Raw genomic sequence first — 16,865 nt, forward strand, 5'->3', positions numbered from 1 at the left:
ATGATAACGATTGAGCAACTCATTACTCGAATTGAGCAGCGTCAGCCTATTATTAATAAGGCTGAGATTGATACTGAGCAATTGTGTCAACCATTCAGTAGCGTCGGTAGTTTGACGACAGCCAGTCAGCAGCAGTTAAGCTTTTTGGCAGATCCTCACTATATCTCTAGCTTGGCTAGCAGTGACGCAGGCGCGGTGTTGGTAACGGAAGCATATCGTGACCAAGTGCCTACCTCAGCGATAGCGCTAGTCGTCTCAAATCCATATTTGGCTTATGCCAGTGCCAGTCAGCTGTTTGCACGTCATTCTTTATCTAACGGGATTCATCCTAGTGCTGTGATTGCAGACAGTGCTGTTATTGGCGAGCAAGTCAATATCGGCCCTTTTTGTGTGATTAGTGACAATGTGCAAATAGGGGCGCGTAGCTCACTCGATGCTCATGTTGTGGTTGAGGCCAATACCAGTATCGGTACCGATTGTGTGGTTAAGTCGCAAGTCGTTGTCGGGCCTGAGTGTGTCATTGGTAATTACGTTAGATTGCATGCAGGGGTAAGCATCGGATCTGAAGGGTTCGGGTTTGCCCCGACTAAAGATCCTAGTAACACAGGTTGGGAGCGCATTGCCCAGTTAGGCCGTGTCATTATTGGTGATTATGTACGAGTTGGTAGCCAGACGTGTATCGATCGTGGCGCTATTGATGATACTGTTATTGGTAATCACGTGATTATTGATAATTTGGTACAAGTTGCCCATAACGTCCGTATTGGTGACGGTACTGCTATTGCTGCTCAAACGGGTATTGCGGGTAGTACTACGATAGGTAAGCGCTGTATAATAGGCGGCGCTGTCGGTATCACAGGGCATATCGAGATTACAGACGATGTTGTTTTGTCCGGCATGACCATGGTAACCAAATCCATTAAAACCGCTGGCTCATATTCATCTGGTACTGCTGCAATGCCGACTGCTAATTGGCGACGTGCGGCTGTACGTTTTCGTCAGCTGGGCAGTAACTAATACAAACACAAACAAATGATAGATATTCAAAACACAGCAAGGAAGCGTCATTATGAGCAATAACAATATAGATATCCCAACTGATGAAGACGTTAAAAGCTTGGCTGAGCAAGGTCTTACGCTACCATTGATGTATCATACGATTAAGCATTACTTACCGCATCGTTATCCTTTTATGCTGGTAGATCGTATTGTAGCTTGTACGCCAGGTGAGTGTATTACTGGTATCAAAAACGTGACTATTAATGAAGAGTTTTTTAACGGTCACTTTCCTGATGAGCCAATTATGCCAGGGGTATTGATGGTAGAGTCGATGGCCCAGGTATCAGGAGTGCTTGGTTTTATCAGTGCAGGACTGACAGCAGAAGACGGTTACCTCTATCTATTTGCAGGTGTGGATAAAGTCCGTTTTAAACGCCGTGTGATTCCTGGTGATCAGCTTATCATTCGCGCAAAAACTGTGATGCAAAGACATGGTATCTATAAGTTTGATTGTACTGTCCATGTCGAAGATGAATTGGCGGCTAGTGCGCAAATTATGATTGCACGTCAAGAGCAGCAAAAACCTGCTAACGTGAAGGGTGCTTAAGTTTTTAATAAGCCATACTGTACAAAGAGCAATATTGAAACCGCTCACTACCACTGCAATAAATAGCTATATGTAAATTCAACAACATAACTGGTATTAGCTTCGTTAGTAACACTGAAATAGCGATACTTTTTTATTATTTACTCGCATCAAATGATACAAGGGCCCATCTTATGAGTCAGATTCATCCTACAGCACTCATCTCACCGTCCGCGCAGATTGACGAGACTGCTATCATCGGGCCCTATTGTATCGTTGGTGATGAAGTATCAATTGGTGCGCATACGGTTTTGCATAGACATGTGGTTGTGACTAAGCTGACTCGTATTGGTCAACACAATGAGTTTTATCAGTTTGCGAGTATCGGTGAAGATCCTCAAGATTTGAAATATGCAGGTGAGCATACTTGGCTTGAAATCGGCGATCACAATACGATTCGTGAAGCCTGCAGCTTACATCGCGGTACAGCGCAAGACGGTGAGCTGACTAAAATCGGCAGTCATAATCTACTGATGGTAAACACCCATGTTGCACACGATTGTGTTATTGGCGATCATAACGTACTGGCTAACAATGTCGGTGTGGCGGGACATGTGACTATCGGCGACCATACCATCATCGGTGGTAACTCAGGTATTCATCAGTTTTGTACAGTAGATGACTATAGCTTGATTGGCGGAGCAAGCCTTATTTTAAAAGATGTGGCTGCATTTACGATGGTATCTGGCAATCCAGCAAAGGCTCATGGACTCAATATCGAAGGTATGCGCCGTAAAGGTTGGTCAAAAGAAACTATTAATGTCTTACGTCAAGCGTATCGTACGATTTTCAGATCAGGTTTGACCACTGCACAAGCGTTGGAAGTCTTACATAATGAGCTATTGGCTAAAGAGCCAAAAATTCAGCTACTTATTGATTCTTTGCAAAATAGCAGCCGCGGTGTTGTCCGCTAAAAAAAACAACTCGATTAATGATGAGTTAAATACTTTTAATAAGCTAAATTCTTATAGAATGAATGCGAATTAGATGAAAGCCATAACTATTTGTTATGGCTTTTTATATTTATGAGCACTTGACTTTTTTGGTCGCTTAGCAGAAACTGAGCGTTTACGATATTGTAATCAATTCTTTCTTAATGTTGCTGGGCGTTTCACATTGAAGCGTTTACTAAATAGTTCAACGGTAAGGCCGACTATTTATGTTGATCAAGGAAGATTATCAGTAACGTTAATTGAAGCACGAGGACGGAAAAAATGGCTATCAATAAACAAGAACATGCCCAATGGAGCTCAAGCTTTGGCTTCGTATTGGCAGCAGTAGGCTCAGCAGTTGGTTTAGGAAACATATGGAAATTTCCATACATGGTTGGCGAAAGCGGTGGTTCAGCTTTCGTTATTGCTTATTTGTTCTGTATCGCGCTGGTCGGTTTTCCGATATTAGTTGCTGAATGGTTAATTGGTCGACGTGGTCAAAAAAACCCAGTCAATACTTTTTCAGACGTAGCAGCGACTGAAGGTAAGTCACGTAGCTGGGGCATCGTTGGTGCTACTGGTATCTTAGGCGGCTTCTTAATTCTATCATTCTATAGTGTGATCGGTGGTTGGGCGCTTAATTATATCACTAAAGTTGCAACAGGTAGCTTTGCTGGTCAAGACAGTGATTCTGTTGCGGCAACCTTTGATGCTATGCTTGCATCAGCTGGTACATTGACGATCTGGCATACGGTATTTATGATTTTAACCGCTGTCATCGTTGGTATTGGTGTGACAAGTGGTATCGAAAAAACAGCTAAGATTTTGATGCCATTATTGGGTGTGATTCTGTTCGTTATCGTTGGTTATAACGTGATGAACGGTGGATTTGGTGAAGCAGTTGCTTACCTATTTACGCCAGATCTTAGCAAACTAACGGCTGATGTTATGCTTGCAGCATTAGGTCATGCATTCTTTACCCTATCAATTGGTATGGGTATCATGGTCGCATATGGCTCGTATTTGGGCCGTGAAGTGAACTTGCTAAAAACAGCACGTACCGTTGTTATTTTGGATACGGTTATTGCGTTGGCTGCTGGTCTTGCCATCTTCCCAATCATCTTTAGCAATGGTCTAGATCCTGCATCAGGTCCTGGTCTTATCTTTGTAAGCTTGCCAATTGCTTTCGGTAGTATGGGTGCGGGTACTATCATTGGCGCATTGTTCTTCTTACTTATTACCTTTGCCGCTATTACCTCATCTATCTCGTTACTTGAGCCAACCGTTGAGTTATTAGAAGAGCGTACATCGATGAGTCGTACTGTATCGACTATCGTGGCAAGTACAGTAATCTGGTTGTTAGGTATTGCAGCACTGCTATCGTTCAACCTATGGTCTGAATTTACTATCATGGGTAATGGTATCTTTGATGCATTAGATAAGCTTACTAGTAAGTTCCTATTGCCTCTAACAGGTCTGGCTGCAATTGTATTTGTTGGTTGGAAAATGGATCAACGTAACATTCAGCAAGAGCTTGGTTTATCTAATGGTACATGGCAGCTGTGGCAAATCGTTGCGAAATTCATCGCACCAATCGCTGTTATTGTAGTATTTGTGACGTCATTGATGGGATAGTAGTCAAGATTGACACTATATTAATCATTAGTTGATAATCATTAAATAATAAAAGCAGCACAGAAAAAGGGCTTAAGATTATTCTTAAGCCCTTTTTTATTTCAACAGATTCGTTACACAGTCGTGAATGTTAAACAGGATTAGCGCAAGTTTAACTCAGGAACCGTTTGACCGCGTTTAGCATAAAACTCGCTGACAAACTCATCAAATTTATCTTGCTCGATAGCATCTCTAATACCCTGCATCAAACGTTGGTAATAGCGTAAATTATGAATAGTCGCTAACTGAGCACCTAGCATCTCTTTACACTTATTAAGATGGTACAGATAAGCACGGCTAAAGTTTTGGCAAGTATAGCAGTCGCACTCAGGATCTAATGGACCTTCATCATTGCGATATTGGCTATTACGAATACGTACCACGCCAGCATTATCTGCATCGCCCGTCACAAAGTAATGGCCATTACGCGCGTTACGCGTTGGCATCACGCAGTCGAACATATCCACACCGCGACGTACGCCTTCAACTAAATCCTCAGGCTTACCAACACCCATAAGATAGCGCGGTTTATCTGCTGGCATATCGTCAGGCAGGTAGTCTAGGACATCTATCATCTCTTCTTTAGGCTCGCCAACCGAAAGACCGCCAATAGCATAACCATCGAAGCCGATCTCTAACAGGCCTTCAAGTGACTGCTGACGCAAATCAGGATACATACTGCCTTGCACGATACCGAACAATGCGTTGGTGCTGCCCAGTCTGTTGTGCTCATCGATACAGCGCTGTCCCCAACGTAATGATAGCTCTAACGACTTTTTCGCTTCATCATGGGTGGCTGGATAAGGCGTACACTCATCGAACTGCATGACGATGTCTGAGTTCAAGCTGTACTGAATCTGCATAGATTTTTCTGGTGAGAGAAATACCTTTGCGCCATCGATAGGAGATTTAAAATTTACGCCTTCTTCGGTAATTTTACGCATTGCGCCGAGGCTGAATACTTGGAAACCGCCCGAATCGGTCAAGATAGGCTTGTCCCAATGCATAAACTTATGTAAGCCACCGAATTTATCAATGACTTCAGTACCCGGACGTAACCAGAGATGGAAGGTATTGCCCAAAATAATATCAGCACCGATGGCTTCGATATCACGTGGCAGCATGCCTTTGACCGTGCCATAAGTACCAACTGGCATAAAAGCAGGCGTTTGCACGTCGCCATGATTGAGATGAACCGTACCACGGCGTGCACGCGTTGCACCGCTGGCCGTTTTATGTAAGACAAATTGCATATGATAACCGCTATTTAAGCTATGAAAATGGCGCTAATTATAGCATTGTTAGCGGTTTTTTTGGACATGGATATTTAGTGGTATCGATACATAGTTAATATGTTCTTTAGGGATTTTATTTGACATCCCTTTTTCATAACCAAAAAATACAGATAGCACGCCAAAAGACACAGACAATACTAAAGGTCTATTGATACAGTAGAAGTTATACAGGTGAGGTAATAATCATTGTCACACCATGTTTTTAGATGCTGGAGACATAACATGAAAAAGACAGCTTGCTTATTATTGAGTGGTTTATTATTGATATCAGGAGGGGCTATGGCTACCGAAGAGCCGAAATACACAGTATTGACCCAAGTAGATGATTTTGAGCTGCGTCGTTATGATGAGCAGCTAGTGGCGCAAACGTGGGTGAGTGGTGACCAAGACTCAGCAAGTCGTGAAGGGTTTAAAGTTTTAGCGGACTATATTTTTGGTAATAACACAGCACCAAGTGGAGACAGTAGTAAAATCAGTATGACGGCACCTGTCACGATGCAAGCTAATAACAAAGAAAGTGATAATGAGCCACAAAAAATTGCCATGACAGCACCAGTCAGTATGCAACAAGACGATGGTAAGTGGCGCGTGCAATTTACGATGCCTAGTAAATATACGATGCAAACACTGCCTAAGCCAAACAATCCAAACGTTGAGATTATAGAAGTGCCTGCACAGACGTACGGTGTGATTAAGTTCTCTTGGCTCGCAGGAGAGGATAAAGTAGCGGAAAAAACCGAAGCGCTGCAAACATGGATGCAAGACCAGAATTTGACGCCTATAGGCGAGCCTGAATTGGCCCGTTATAACCCACCTTGGACGCTACCATTTTTACGTCGTAATGAGGTGATGATTGCGTATCAACCTAACTAGTAATCAGCCCATAAAAAAAGACAGCAATCGCTGTCTTTTTTGTGCTTTATTTAAGGTATCTGAGTTAGACGTTTTGCTCACGGATGATATTAAGCATGCGACGTAATGGTTCTGCTGCGCCCCATAACAACTGATCACCAACGGTAAATGCGCCTAGATACTCAGGGCCCATATTCAACTTACGTAAGCGACCTAGCGCAACGGTTAGGGTCCCAGTCACGGCTACTGGCGTTAGGCGGTTCATGGTAGCTTCTTTGTCATCTTCGACCAAGTCCAACCATTCGTTACCACTATTTTTGAGTGCAGCTTCGATTTCTTCTAGCGGAATGTCTTTTTTCAGCTTGATCGTTAGGCCTTGCGCATGACAGCGCATAGCCCCGACGCGTACACACATACCATCGATAGGAATCGTACTGGCTTCATCGTTACCCAAAATCTTATTGGTCTCGACGCCGCCTTTCCATTCCTCTTTTGACTGTTTGTTTTCTAGCTGCACATCGATATAAGGAATCAAGCTACCTGCCAATGGTACACCGAAGTATTGTGTAGGGAAGTCTGCTGAGCGCTGAGTCTGAGCGATTTTTTTATCAATCTCAAGAATAGCACTAGCAGGGTCAGCCAATTCGTCTTGGACGGCATCACGTAACACACCCATACCGTTGATGAGCTCGCGCATGTTGTTTGCGCCAGAGCCACTAGCAGCCTGATATGTCATCGCGCTGACCCATTCGACCCAACCTTTATTAAACAGCTCACCGATAGCCATCAGCATCAATGATACGGTACAGTTACCACCGATAAAGTCTTTTTTGCCATTGGCTAGGGCACTATCAATAACATTACGGTTGACTGGATCAAGAATGATGATGCTGTCATCTTTCATGCGTAAGGTACTTGCCGCATCAACCCAATAGCCGTTCCAACCACTATCACGTAGTGGTTGATGGACTTTTGACGTATAGTCACCACCTTGGCAAGTAATCACGACATCACAAGCAGCAAGTGCGTCAATATCATGAGCGTCTTTTAGTTGGCCGGTTTCAATACCATCGAATTTTGGTGCATCACCACCAGCATTACTGGTAGAAAAAAACACGGGTGTAATACCGTTGAAGTCATTTTCTTCCTGTATACGTTGTATCAATACTGACCCTACCATACCGCGCCAGCCTACCAAACCTACTGTTAAATCACTCATGAAGTTCAATCCTATTTACAATTATTTGTTGCATCGTCAACCGATAACAATGCCGTGAATGGCGCGAAAAAGCAAGGCGTTTTGGCTATTATTTGGTCGTTTTCTATACACTATTAACTATGTCGACTATAACTTTAAGTTATTACTATTGAAGAAATACTTGGCTATCTGACGACCTCAAAAATATGGTGTTTAATAAAGCACTCATTATATTGAATGAGCCAATATTGTAACGTTTTATGATAGTTGTCGCATAATTGAGACTCACCAGTAGGCGAGAATCTTCTGAAATGCTAAAGTAAGTCTCAAACACAATTACTCGACGTTAGTTATTTAATGTCAGGTGAGTTACAACCACGATATTTCTTATCAAACAAAAGCTTAACCAATATACATCATCGGCTCTATTAATATTTCAATCAACGGTTAGTACCTACTTATGGATCTCTCACTATTATATTACGCCTTACAAGGTCTAGCAGGATTCATCGCCTTTGTTACAATCTGGGGCTGGTTGCCGCTGGATAACTGGTGGGTGCGCGGTGTTGAGTTTCCACGTATTCAAATAATGGTGCTTGGTATTATCGCTTGGTTTGGCATGTTAGTGTTTTTCTCAGAGTGGGAGTTATGGCAGTGGATATTGTTTGTTGTATTGAGCGGTACGTTAGCATTTCAGTTGAGAATGGTACTGCCGTATACTAAGCTGTGGAAAAAAGAAGTTCAAAAGGCAAAAGATAAGCCAGAAGGGCAAGCGCATCAGATAAAAATCATGGTATCAAACGTATTGACACCCAATGACGAAACGCAAAAGCTGGTCGATTTGGTTAAGCAAAAGCAGCCTGATATCTTAATTACATTAGAGAGTGACAAGAAATGGGAGCAAGCCTTACAGCAAGTCGAGTCTGACTATCCCTACACCGTGAAAGTGCCACTAGATAATCTATATGGCATGCACTTGTATTCTAAGCTTGAGCTAATTGATCCTGAAGTTAAGTATTTGATGATAGATGATATACCGTCTATACATACTCAATTGCGTTTGCAAGGAGGCCGCGTCATTTGGTTATATTGCTTGCATCCCATGCCGCCTAGTCCAACTGAAGCTGATAAGTCCACCACACGTGATGCTGAGCTGCTCATGGTAGGTAAACACATAAAAGAAAACGACCAAACGGCGATACTGGCAGGTGATCTTAATGATGTCGCATGGTCAAAAACCACGCGTCGCTTTCAACGTATTTCTGGTCTGTTAGATCCTCGTATTGGTCGACATTTTATTAATACCTTCCATGTTAAATACCCATTTCTGCGTTGGGCTTTAGATCATATTTTTCATAGTGCCTGCTTTACGGTAGTTGATATTCAGCGTATGCCATCCGTAGGATCTGATCATTTCCCTGTGATGACTACCTTGCAATATGAGCCAGAAGAGGCAAGCAAGCAAGAAGGCAATGCGCCTACTGCACAAGCAGAAGATATCCAAGAAACTGACAACAAAATCGAAGAAGGCAAGAAAGAAGGCGAAAAAGTGTCAGAAGAGCACAGACAAGAACAGCGCAGTTTTGGTTGATAAAAGAGGCCGTTTATTAGCTGTAATGTATAGAGATAATGTAAGCATATGCTTACGCAAAATAGAGTCTTTAGCTTCTATCGGCACCAAATTCATTGGCCTATAATACATCCATCAACACAAGGATACGCATGGATGTAGTGTTGAGACAGTATCAATAAAAGCACAGGTCAGCCCGCTGTCTTATATAATACTGTTAAATGACTTAGGATGAGTCAGCACGGAAGAGAGATAATAACAATAACACGAAGTATTGAAACCCTGAACCAATCGCCCTAGGTTCGGGGTTTTTCTTTGTATGGATTTTGATTTGGTAAAGTTTAGAATGCTTAACTTTGAGATTTTTTAAAGCCTCCAGTTAAATATTTAACTGCGCAAAATAAAGAAGGGTATATGCCATTGCATATACCCTTCTTTATTTAAATCGATTCAATATTCTAGCTAACTTAATACTATTAGCTTATTGCAACATATCAGCCAAGTATCTGAATATAAGCGCCAGCACGTAGCTCTTGTAACCAGTCTTCTTGAGCTTGCGGTGCTAGGCGTTGATACAGTGCTTGACGTGCCATGTTGCGACGATATTGCTCGCTAATATCCTGCTCACGCTTACCGTCGACTTTTAGGATATGCCAACCAAATTTTGTCTTAAATGGTGCAGAGTAGTCACCAACCGCTGTATTTTTCATGGTGGCTTCAAATGGACCAACCATATCTTCTTCGCTAACCCAATCAAGGTCACCGCCACGTCCCGCAGAACCTGGATCGTCTGAATATGTTGAGGCTAGGCTAGCAAAGTCAGCGCCGCCACGAAGTTGCTCGTATAGATCATTAATTTTTTGTTCAGCAAGCGCGTCAGTTTGTAGATCATCGACTTTGACTAAGATATGGCGAGTATGCCACTGTGGTATCAGCATCGTGTCACTGGCTTTTTTATCAGCAAGTTTGATGATATCAATACCTTCAGGAGTTAATAATGGCTCGCTTACGGTACCAACGTCTAATTTGGTAATTCTGCTAGACAGCTCTGTTGGTAAAGAGGCTGCCTTGTGGAAGCCCATATCTCCACCTTGTAGTGGAATCGGATAGCTACCTTGGCTAGCGGCAACGGCCTCAGCGACGTTGACATTTGGCTCAAGCAAACGCGTACGTAATGCTTGCGCGACTTTTAATGCTTTTTCACGTTGAGCGGCTGATAGGCGACTATAGTCATCTATATAAGGAACACGTACGTGAATGGTTTGATATTCGCTTTGATTAAGACGTTTGGCTTCAGGTGAGGCCAAAAATGCATCAATGTCTTGCTCGCTAATACGTACTCGGCGAGTAATTTGACGCTGCTGTAGCGCTTGGATAGAAGCCTCTTCGATCAGTTTGGCGCGTAGATTGGCATAGCTACCAGGTTGTGCTGCATCTAGACGTTGCTGCAATGCTGCAATGCTATTAAGGCCTTCAGCTTGAGCGATTTGACCAAGACGTTGATTGATTTCTGCTTCATCGGCAGACAGTCCCGCACGTTTGACCATAGACAGTTGTAGTTCACGCAAAATAAGCGCGTTTAACACCTCAGACTGTAGTTGTGCTGAGTTTGCGATAGGCTCTCCAGCCGCTTTTGCACGTGCTTGAGTTTGCTCGATAGCATCAACCAGTTCGCTTTTTAAAATAGCATTTTCATTAACTAGGGCAATAATACCGTCTGTGCTATTGGCTGGCGTTAAGCGATCAACTGAGCTTTGCGCAGCAGAAGTAGAAGCTTGAGCTGCTGCAGGTTTGACAGTAGCAGCGTTGGCACTTAACGTAAGCGTAAGGCCTGCCATAGATAGCAATACTGCTCTGCTAGTCTGACGTAAAGAAAAAAATCTCATGATGCTCCTCATCAATGTCATTGCATCGGATGGTAGTTGGTCAACTCTATCCGATACCCTTAATAATAAAATATTCGACAGCGTTTCCCATAATAGGGGTTTAAATAGTGTCTTATAAATATTTACGTAAATAACTCTAATCTAGCAAAAAACTGGTTAGTCTTTCCATGCCGTCTGTACAGGTTCAAAGCCCAAAATCTTATCAGCGAGCAATCGTGTCAAGCGGCTACTACCGCTGCCAAGACCATTTAATCTAACTTCTGCCATAATAGCTTGTGTTGGCTCGTCTTTTACGTTTAGGTCATTGTAATAGCGGCGACCATAAACAGCAAAGCCGAAACAGCAATCTTCGTAATCAACGCCGATGAGTGAATCAAGCATCTTGTTACGATTATAATCGTACTGACCCTGAGCCAATATACGCCAGCTGTTATTGATAGGGAAAACAGCGGAAGCGGTAAACGCAGATAATGGCAACTGATCGGTATTATCATCACGCTGACGCTTAACATAACCCACATTAAATAAGCTGTTGTCTGATGGCTGATAACGAAGTTCAGTCGTAATGTAGTTCAAATCATAATTACTGGTTAAGGCACCGCTGACATCAACCCAAAAATTATTATAAGGCTGAGTGCTGGTATCCCATACCATACCTGAAGAAGACGAGGTAAAAACAGGCTGATCGTCGTCAAGTGTTACACGTCCATCATCTAGATAGAACTGTTCTGCAATGCTACCATCAAAACGTGTCACACCCGTTGCATCGATGTAACGATAATTGACGCCAGGCGTAATAGAATGCAGATCCTGCAAACGATCATGACCTAAGAACCAACTGTCCGAAAACAGCTGCTCATAGTTAATAGAGGCAATACGCGTATTAAAGTTAGGAATGTCGTTTTGGTTCTCATACGGTGAATACGTATATTTTACGCGTGGGCTAAGTAAACGATAGCCGCCCATCGTATCGTCAAACGCACCAAATGGTGAGCCCGCTTGATAGAAGTGTAGACCTGCATCGATACTGGCTTGCGGAACAAACACAGACTGACTGCCATCTTCTTCACTAAGCTGATTATCTTCTAAACTATCTTCATCATATGACGTATATAGATGCTGCAAGCTGAGCTTAGGTTTGATATAGCCCCAAGATTTTTCCATCGGATAAACGGCGCTTAATTTATTATAAAAACGCGTGCCACTTTTTTCATTTTCATAGCCATCATCGATGGATTTTTTAAAATAAGCCGAGTCACTTACGCCTGTGATATCAAAGCTTTTTGCCCATGGTAGACGATAGTCAAGTTTAAGCTGTGGCAAGCGCGAGTACGGCTTGTCTTTATCTTGTAAAGGCTGTCCGTTATTGTTAAATGCATCGAGCGTTTGGAAAGTCTCGACTTTTAATTCACCATTGACATAATCGTTATAATAATTCACCCGCGCACGGCGTGGTAGGTTTAACGTATTGTCTGACAAACCCAAGGTATCGAAGTCGTTGAGATAATCGGCATCTGACACATAGCTATATTTTGCGTCGCCACTTAAGCGCGGAATACTGGTAGATGACCAATAATGATCGTAAAAAAAGCTGCTACGATCTTCGCCATCATATTTTTTATCATTGGGCAAATAAGAGCCGTTAAAAATTCCTTCGCCGTACTCCTCAGTTAGATAACGAAACTCACCGGAGAGCATGGGGTTACGGTTGGTATAAACGCGAGTATTAAGGGTGGCATCGTAGTTCGGCGCTAAATTAAAATAATAAGGTACGTCAACTTCAAGGCCGCTTTTACTACCGACACTCGCGCTCGGTAATAAGAAGCCGCTGCTGCGTCTATTGTCTATAGGGAAATTAAAATAGGGTAAATAAAATACGGGTATGTCAGCCACACGGAAAGTGGTGTTATACGCTTCGCCGCGTCCTGTATCGGTATTTAGATCGATACTTTTGGCTTCAAACTGCCATTTGCGGTTGGTAGGTGGACAGGTACTAAACATCACCTGATCCAGCTCGTATTCACTTTCGTTAGGTTTGTTTAAGCGTTTGGCATAGCCGTGCGCTTGTAGTCCAACACTAGCAAATGCCACATCATTGGCCGTTGATTGACCAGTCTCAGTATTGTAATTTAAGCTGTCTGCAACGCCAATTAGGCCGCCTTGTGCTGCTCTATCATTAAAGCTGGCTTGGCCATTATTTGTAGCGGCATTGTTTGTAGAGACGTTGCTTGTACGCTGTCCAGTCGCATTATCTGTAAACATGACTTTGCCTTGAGCAGCCGCAACGCCATTGCTCAAGTCAATCATGACTTTTTCTGCTTCGATATGCTGAGTGCCTTGGTCAATTTTTACATTGCCAGATAGCTCGGCATAATTAATATTGTTGTAATAACCGTAATCTGACTCGGTAAATAAAGGGGCTTGATTGTTCGGAACGCTAGCCACATTTGGTGCTGGTTGTCCGTTTGCCGTACCAGCTTCGTTTACAGCGCGTTGATAGTTGGGGTTACTCTGCGGATATACCCATTGACCTTCACAGCGCTGGGCACTGTCCACGGCATTTGGCAACAGACGTAAGTCTCTACCGACCTTTGGAATCGTCTGTGCAGCAGGCATCGCATTATTATGAGAATTGTCCGCCTCAGTGCTGACAGCCTCATTGTTTAATGTTGACGCATCGGTATCTGGTGTTAGCTCATAAAACTCTGCTAAGCGCATTAAGCTGGCTTGAATACTCTCATCATTAAGATCTAGCTTGCCATTTTCCGTTGTCACCGCTTTAGGGACAAAGGCACTGCTATCTGGTGTATTACTGATTGGTTGGTTGCTGGTTTCTGTATTTAGATTAGCAGTATTAGACACTTCGTTGCTAAAAGCTTCAGAGTCAGCAGCCTCATTAATCTCTGTAATATTTAGGTCATTGTTCTCAGAGAATCTGCTATCTAACGCAGTATCATTTAATAAAGTAGCGTTGTTCGTATTAGCAGAATTAGCATCGTCTGGATAGCTATCATTTAGAATATCTGCTTCTTGATAGCCATCATTACTTTGAGTACGACTAATACTATTGGCGTCAGTCGCCACACTATTAGACGCATAGCTGCCTGTACTGTCCGTAGTGAGTGGTTCAGTTTTTTGCGTATTGGCATCACCAATGGCAGCACTGACAGTTAGGCTAGATAAACCTAAGGCACCAAATAAGATCAAGCGGATGCTTTGGTAAAGCGGAGAATATAACAAGGGCACACCTATGATTGCAGAGCTTATTGGATTGCATGACTGAGTTTAGTAGCGGTATCACCGAACGACATAAAGCAGTGAACGAGCGACTAAAATATGACTAATGTATTCTCAAAAATTTGGATGTTTTACATATAATGACGACTAATCATAGTCAAAAAAAACCAAATCAGCTACACTATTTACCAAAATTTATAATATAGCCATGCTGATTTTTAAGTAGCGATAGCGATTCTATCCGACATCAAGTATTGAATGATATAGCAATACGTCTGTGACAGCTTGTAGAGCACCGACACATATCGCTATTTTAGCAAGTATTTGTCCGACTTATCACTACTTTAATTATTTATGACTTATATTTAACCAGCGATGCCCAATATGACTGACAAAACGACTTTAGAGACTGATATGATCGATGAAAATAACAACCGCCAACAGCAATTAGAACAATGGTTACAGCAAGTATTTTTAGATCAAACCTTTAGTCTAGATAGCTTACCTGGTGACGCTAGTGCCCGCCGATATCATCGTATCGAACTATCAGAGACAGACAATAGCGCCAACAAGCATTATATCGTCATGGACTCCGCTGACGAGCAAGATGCGATGCTGCAGTTTATCAGTGTGGCTAAGCTGATGGCACCTGCTGTCAACGTGCCGACACTGGCTGCACAAAATGTAGAAAAAGGATTCTTGGTATTACAAGATTTTGGCACAGTAGAATTTGCTCATTTGCTTGTCGATGCCACTGCAGACCAAATCAATGACTACTATCAACTAGCAATGCAGACACTAGTCGCGCTACAAACGGTACCAGTAGAAACGGCAAAGTCGCAACACCAGCTACCAGATTATGACACAGCACTATTAGACCGCGAGATGGATTTATTTAGCGAATGGTTTATGCCTTATATTGGTATAGCGCTAGATGAGCAGGTTTGGGGAAACCTAAAAACAGCGTTAATGAATGAGATTTTGCGACAGCCACAAGTGGTGGTACATCGTGATTATCACAGCCGCAACCTCATGCAAGATCAAGCAGATAAATCTCAGTTGGGCGTGATTGATTTTCAAGATGCTGTTATTGGTTCGTATGCTTATGATTTAGTGTCGTTAGTCCGCGATGCTTATGTTGAATGGCCAGAGAGCCAAATATCTACATGGATTAATGACTTTTGGCAGCTACAAAAACAAAAATCACTAACCACTGCTGATAGCGCGGTGCAGTTTGAAAACGATGTAAATGTCATAGGCGTACAACGTCACTTAAAGGTATTAGGGATTTTTATCCGTTTGTCTGAGCGTGATGGCAAAGACCGCTATTTGGCGGATATTCCTAAAGTCATGCACGATTTGATTATTGAATTAAACTGGCTTGCTGAACATGGCAACGATGAACTAAAGCAATCAATTATACCGTTTAACCAATGGCTACAAGAGGCAGTGCTACCTGCTTATAAAGAGAAGTTTGCTTCAGCGTAGATGACGCTCAGCTAAATTAATTTAAATAATAAAGATAGGAGCGCAGATGTCTACCTCTACGATTACACAAGCCATGATTTTGGCAGCGGGCAAGGGCACACGCCTACGTCCATTAACGCTTGAGACGCCCAAGCCTTTGGTTGAAGTCGCAGGTCAGCCACTTATTGTATGGCATATTAAAGCACTAAAATCAGCAGGCATTACTGATATCACGGTCAATGCCTCATGGTTGGCAGATAAGCTAATGGACGCCTTAGGCGACGGCTCACAGTATGGCGTAAAGCTGCATTGGTCAGTAGAAGATGATGAGCCACTTGAAACTGCAGGCGGCATTTTTCAGGCATTACAATCAGGTAAACTAAAGGATGAACCGTTTATCCTGGTCAATTCTGACGTCTGGACTACCTATGATTTTTCTCAATTAACAGACTATACATTGGGAGCGGATCAGCGCGCGCACTTATTATTGATTGATAATCCAGAGCACAATAATGGCGGCGATTTCGCGATTAATAATGGCCTAGCGAGTGAACAACCAGTGGGCGATGCAGATAAGTATACCTTTGCGGGTATTAGCGTAATGTCACCAAAATTGGTAGAAGGTCTGGTATCAGGACAACCTGCTGCATTAGCACCACTACTAAAGCAAGCAATGATAAAGTTTCAGATTACCGCTGAAGTGACGACAGATAATTGGATAGATGTGGGGACACCTGAGCGTCTGACACAGGTTAATGAGTTTATCGAACAGAATGATATCGAGCATGCAGGTAAACCAAACTGATAAATTTCAGTTAAATAAAAAGCAGCGTCGATTATTCAACGCTACTTTTTTTATGCATATAGAATTATTTTTTACGACATGTCTAAAAGGTATATTGGCAAGACAAAAATGCAAGTTTAGCATCTAGCAAGCTATTTATTAGCTAACTAACTGGCACTCAATCGTATGATTAGGCAATTACGCTAAACACCCATGGCCAGTTTAATTAGCTGAGCAATGGTAAACACCACTAAGAACCCTGCCAAATATAGACCCACGAACCATGCCCATTGCAATTGTTTTTTACTGAACTTTTTCATAGAGA

The 16,865-nt window shown here is 42.6% G+C and carries 13 protein-coding genes; 8 read left to right on the forward strand and 5 right to left on the reverse strand.

What is annotated here, in order from left to right; all coding sequences use genetic code 11:
- The 4 genes from lpxD (at window position 1) to CXF61_RS01355 (ending at window position 4,212) form a co-directional block, all read left to right on the forward strand.
- A complete protein-coding gene (lpxD, locus tag CXF61_RS01340; protein WP_165596884.1) occupies window positions 1-1,017 on the forward strand; it encodes a UDP-3-O-(3-hydroxymyristoyl)glucosamine N-acyltransferase in 1,017 nt (338 codons plus the stop codon).
- A gap of 52 nt (window positions 1,018-1,069) precedes the next feature.
- Window positions 1,070-1,606 (forward strand): 3-hydroxyacyl-ACP dehydratase FabZ, encoded by a 537-nt coding sequence (fabZ, locus tag CXF61_RS01345; protein WP_165596885.1) that lies wholly within the window; start codon window positions 1,070-1,072, stop codon window positions 1,604-1,606.
- Between the two features lie 173 nt (window positions 1,607-1,779).
- Window positions 1,780-2,559: an acyl-ACP--UDP-N-acetylglucosamine O-acyltransferase gene (gene lpxA / locus CXF61_RS01350; RefSeq protein WP_165596886.1), complete on the forward strand. Its 780-nt coding sequence runs from the start codon at window positions 1,780-1,782 to the stop codon at window positions 2,557-2,559.
- Between the two features lie 300 nt (window positions 2,560-2,859).
- Window positions 2,860-4,212 carry a sodium-dependent transporter gene (locus tag CXF61_RS01355; RefSeq protein ID WP_165596887.1) on the forward strand — a complete coding sequence of 451 codons (1,353 nt, stop codon included), beginning with the start codon at window positions 2,860-2,862 and terminating at the stop codon, window positions 4,210-4,212.
- A 140-nt stretch (window positions 4,213-4,352) separates the two neighbouring features.
- On the opposite strand, the gene tgt is transcribed toward CXF61_RS01355, so the two are convergent.
- Window positions 4,353-5,504 carry a tRNA guanosine(34) transglycosylase Tgt gene (gene tgt / locus CXF61_RS01360; protein WP_057759140.1) on the reverse strand — a complete coding sequence of 384 codons (1,152 nt, stop codon included), beginning with the start codon at window positions 5,502-5,504 and terminating at the stop codon, window positions 4,353-4,355.
- Between the two features lie 321 nt (window positions 5,505-5,825).
- Here tgt and CXF61_RS01365 point away from each other — a divergent pair, with 321 nt between their 5' ends.
- Window positions 5,826-6,419 carry an SOUL family heme-binding protein gene (locus tag CXF61_RS01365; protein WP_227526564.1) on the forward strand — a complete coding sequence of 198 codons (594 nt, stop codon included), beginning with the start codon at window positions 5,826-5,828 and terminating at the stop codon, window positions 6,417-6,419.
- Between the two features lie 64 nt (window positions 6,420-6,483).
- On the opposite strand, the gene asd is transcribed toward CXF61_RS01365, so the two are convergent.
- The gene (gene asd / locus CXF61_RS01370; RefSeq protein WP_165596889.1) at window positions 6,484-7,617 is read right to left on the reverse strand and encodes an aspartate-semialdehyde dehydrogenase; all 1,134 of its coding nucleotides are present in this window, start codon (window positions 7,615-7,617) and stop codon (window positions 6,484-6,486) included.
- Between the two features lie 439 nt (window positions 7,618-8,056).
- Here asd and CXF61_RS01375 point away from each other — a divergent pair, with 439 nt between their 5' ends.
- Complete coding sequence (locus CXF61_RS01375; RefSeq protein ID WP_102091961.1) at window positions 8,057-9,187, forward strand: endonuclease/exonuclease/phosphatase family protein; 1,131 nt, start codon at window positions 8,057-8,059, stop codon at window positions 9,185-9,187.
- 473 nt (window positions 9,188-9,660) lie between these two features.
- Here CXF61_RS01375 and CXF61_RS01380 read toward each other — a convergent pair whose 3' ends face one another.
- Window positions 9,661-11,052: a peptidylprolyl isomerase gene (locus CXF61_RS01380; RefSeq protein ID WP_165596890.1), complete on the reverse strand. Its 1,392-nt coding sequence runs from the start codon at window positions 11,050-11,052 to the stop codon at window positions 9,661-9,663.
- A 156-nt stretch (window positions 11,053-11,208) separates the two neighbouring features.
- Window positions 11,209-14,292, reverse strand: coding sequence for an LPS-assembly protein LptD (locus CXF61_RS01385; RefSeq protein ID WP_165596891.1), 3,084 nt, complete (start codon window positions 14,290-14,292; stop codon window positions 11,209-11,211).
- A gap of 381 nt (window positions 14,293-14,673) precedes the next feature.
- Here CXF61_RS01385 and CXF61_RS01390 point away from each other — a divergent pair, with 381 nt between their 5' ends.
- Window positions 14,674-15,777: an aminoglycoside phosphotransferase family protein gene (locus CXF61_RS01390; RefSeq protein WP_413775318.1), complete on the forward strand. Its 1,104-nt coding sequence runs from the start codon at window positions 14,674-14,676 to the stop codon at window positions 15,775-15,777.
- Between the two features lie 46 nt (window positions 15,778-15,823).
- A complete protein-coding gene (gene murU / locus CXF61_RS01395; RefSeq protein WP_165596893.1) occupies window positions 15,824-16,561 on the forward strand; it encodes an N-acetylmuramate alpha-1-phosphate uridylyltransferase MurU in 738 nt (245 codons plus the stop codon).
- Window positions 16,562-16,743: 182 nt separating this feature from the next.
- On the opposite strand, the gene CXF61_RS01400 is transcribed toward murU, so the two are convergent.
- Window positions 16,744-16,860, reverse strand: a complete 117-nt coding sequence (locus CXF61_RS01400; RefSeq protein WP_165596894.1) for a DUF2474 domain-containing protein — start codon at window positions 16,858-16,860, stop codon at window positions 16,744-16,746.
- Window positions 16,861-16,865 lie beyond the last annotated feature (5 nt).

It is taken from the genome of Psychrobacter sp. 4Dc, from assembly GCF_002836715.1.
GTDB lineage: Bacteria > Pseudomonadota > Gammaproteobacteria > Pseudomonadales > Moraxellaceae > Psychrobacter.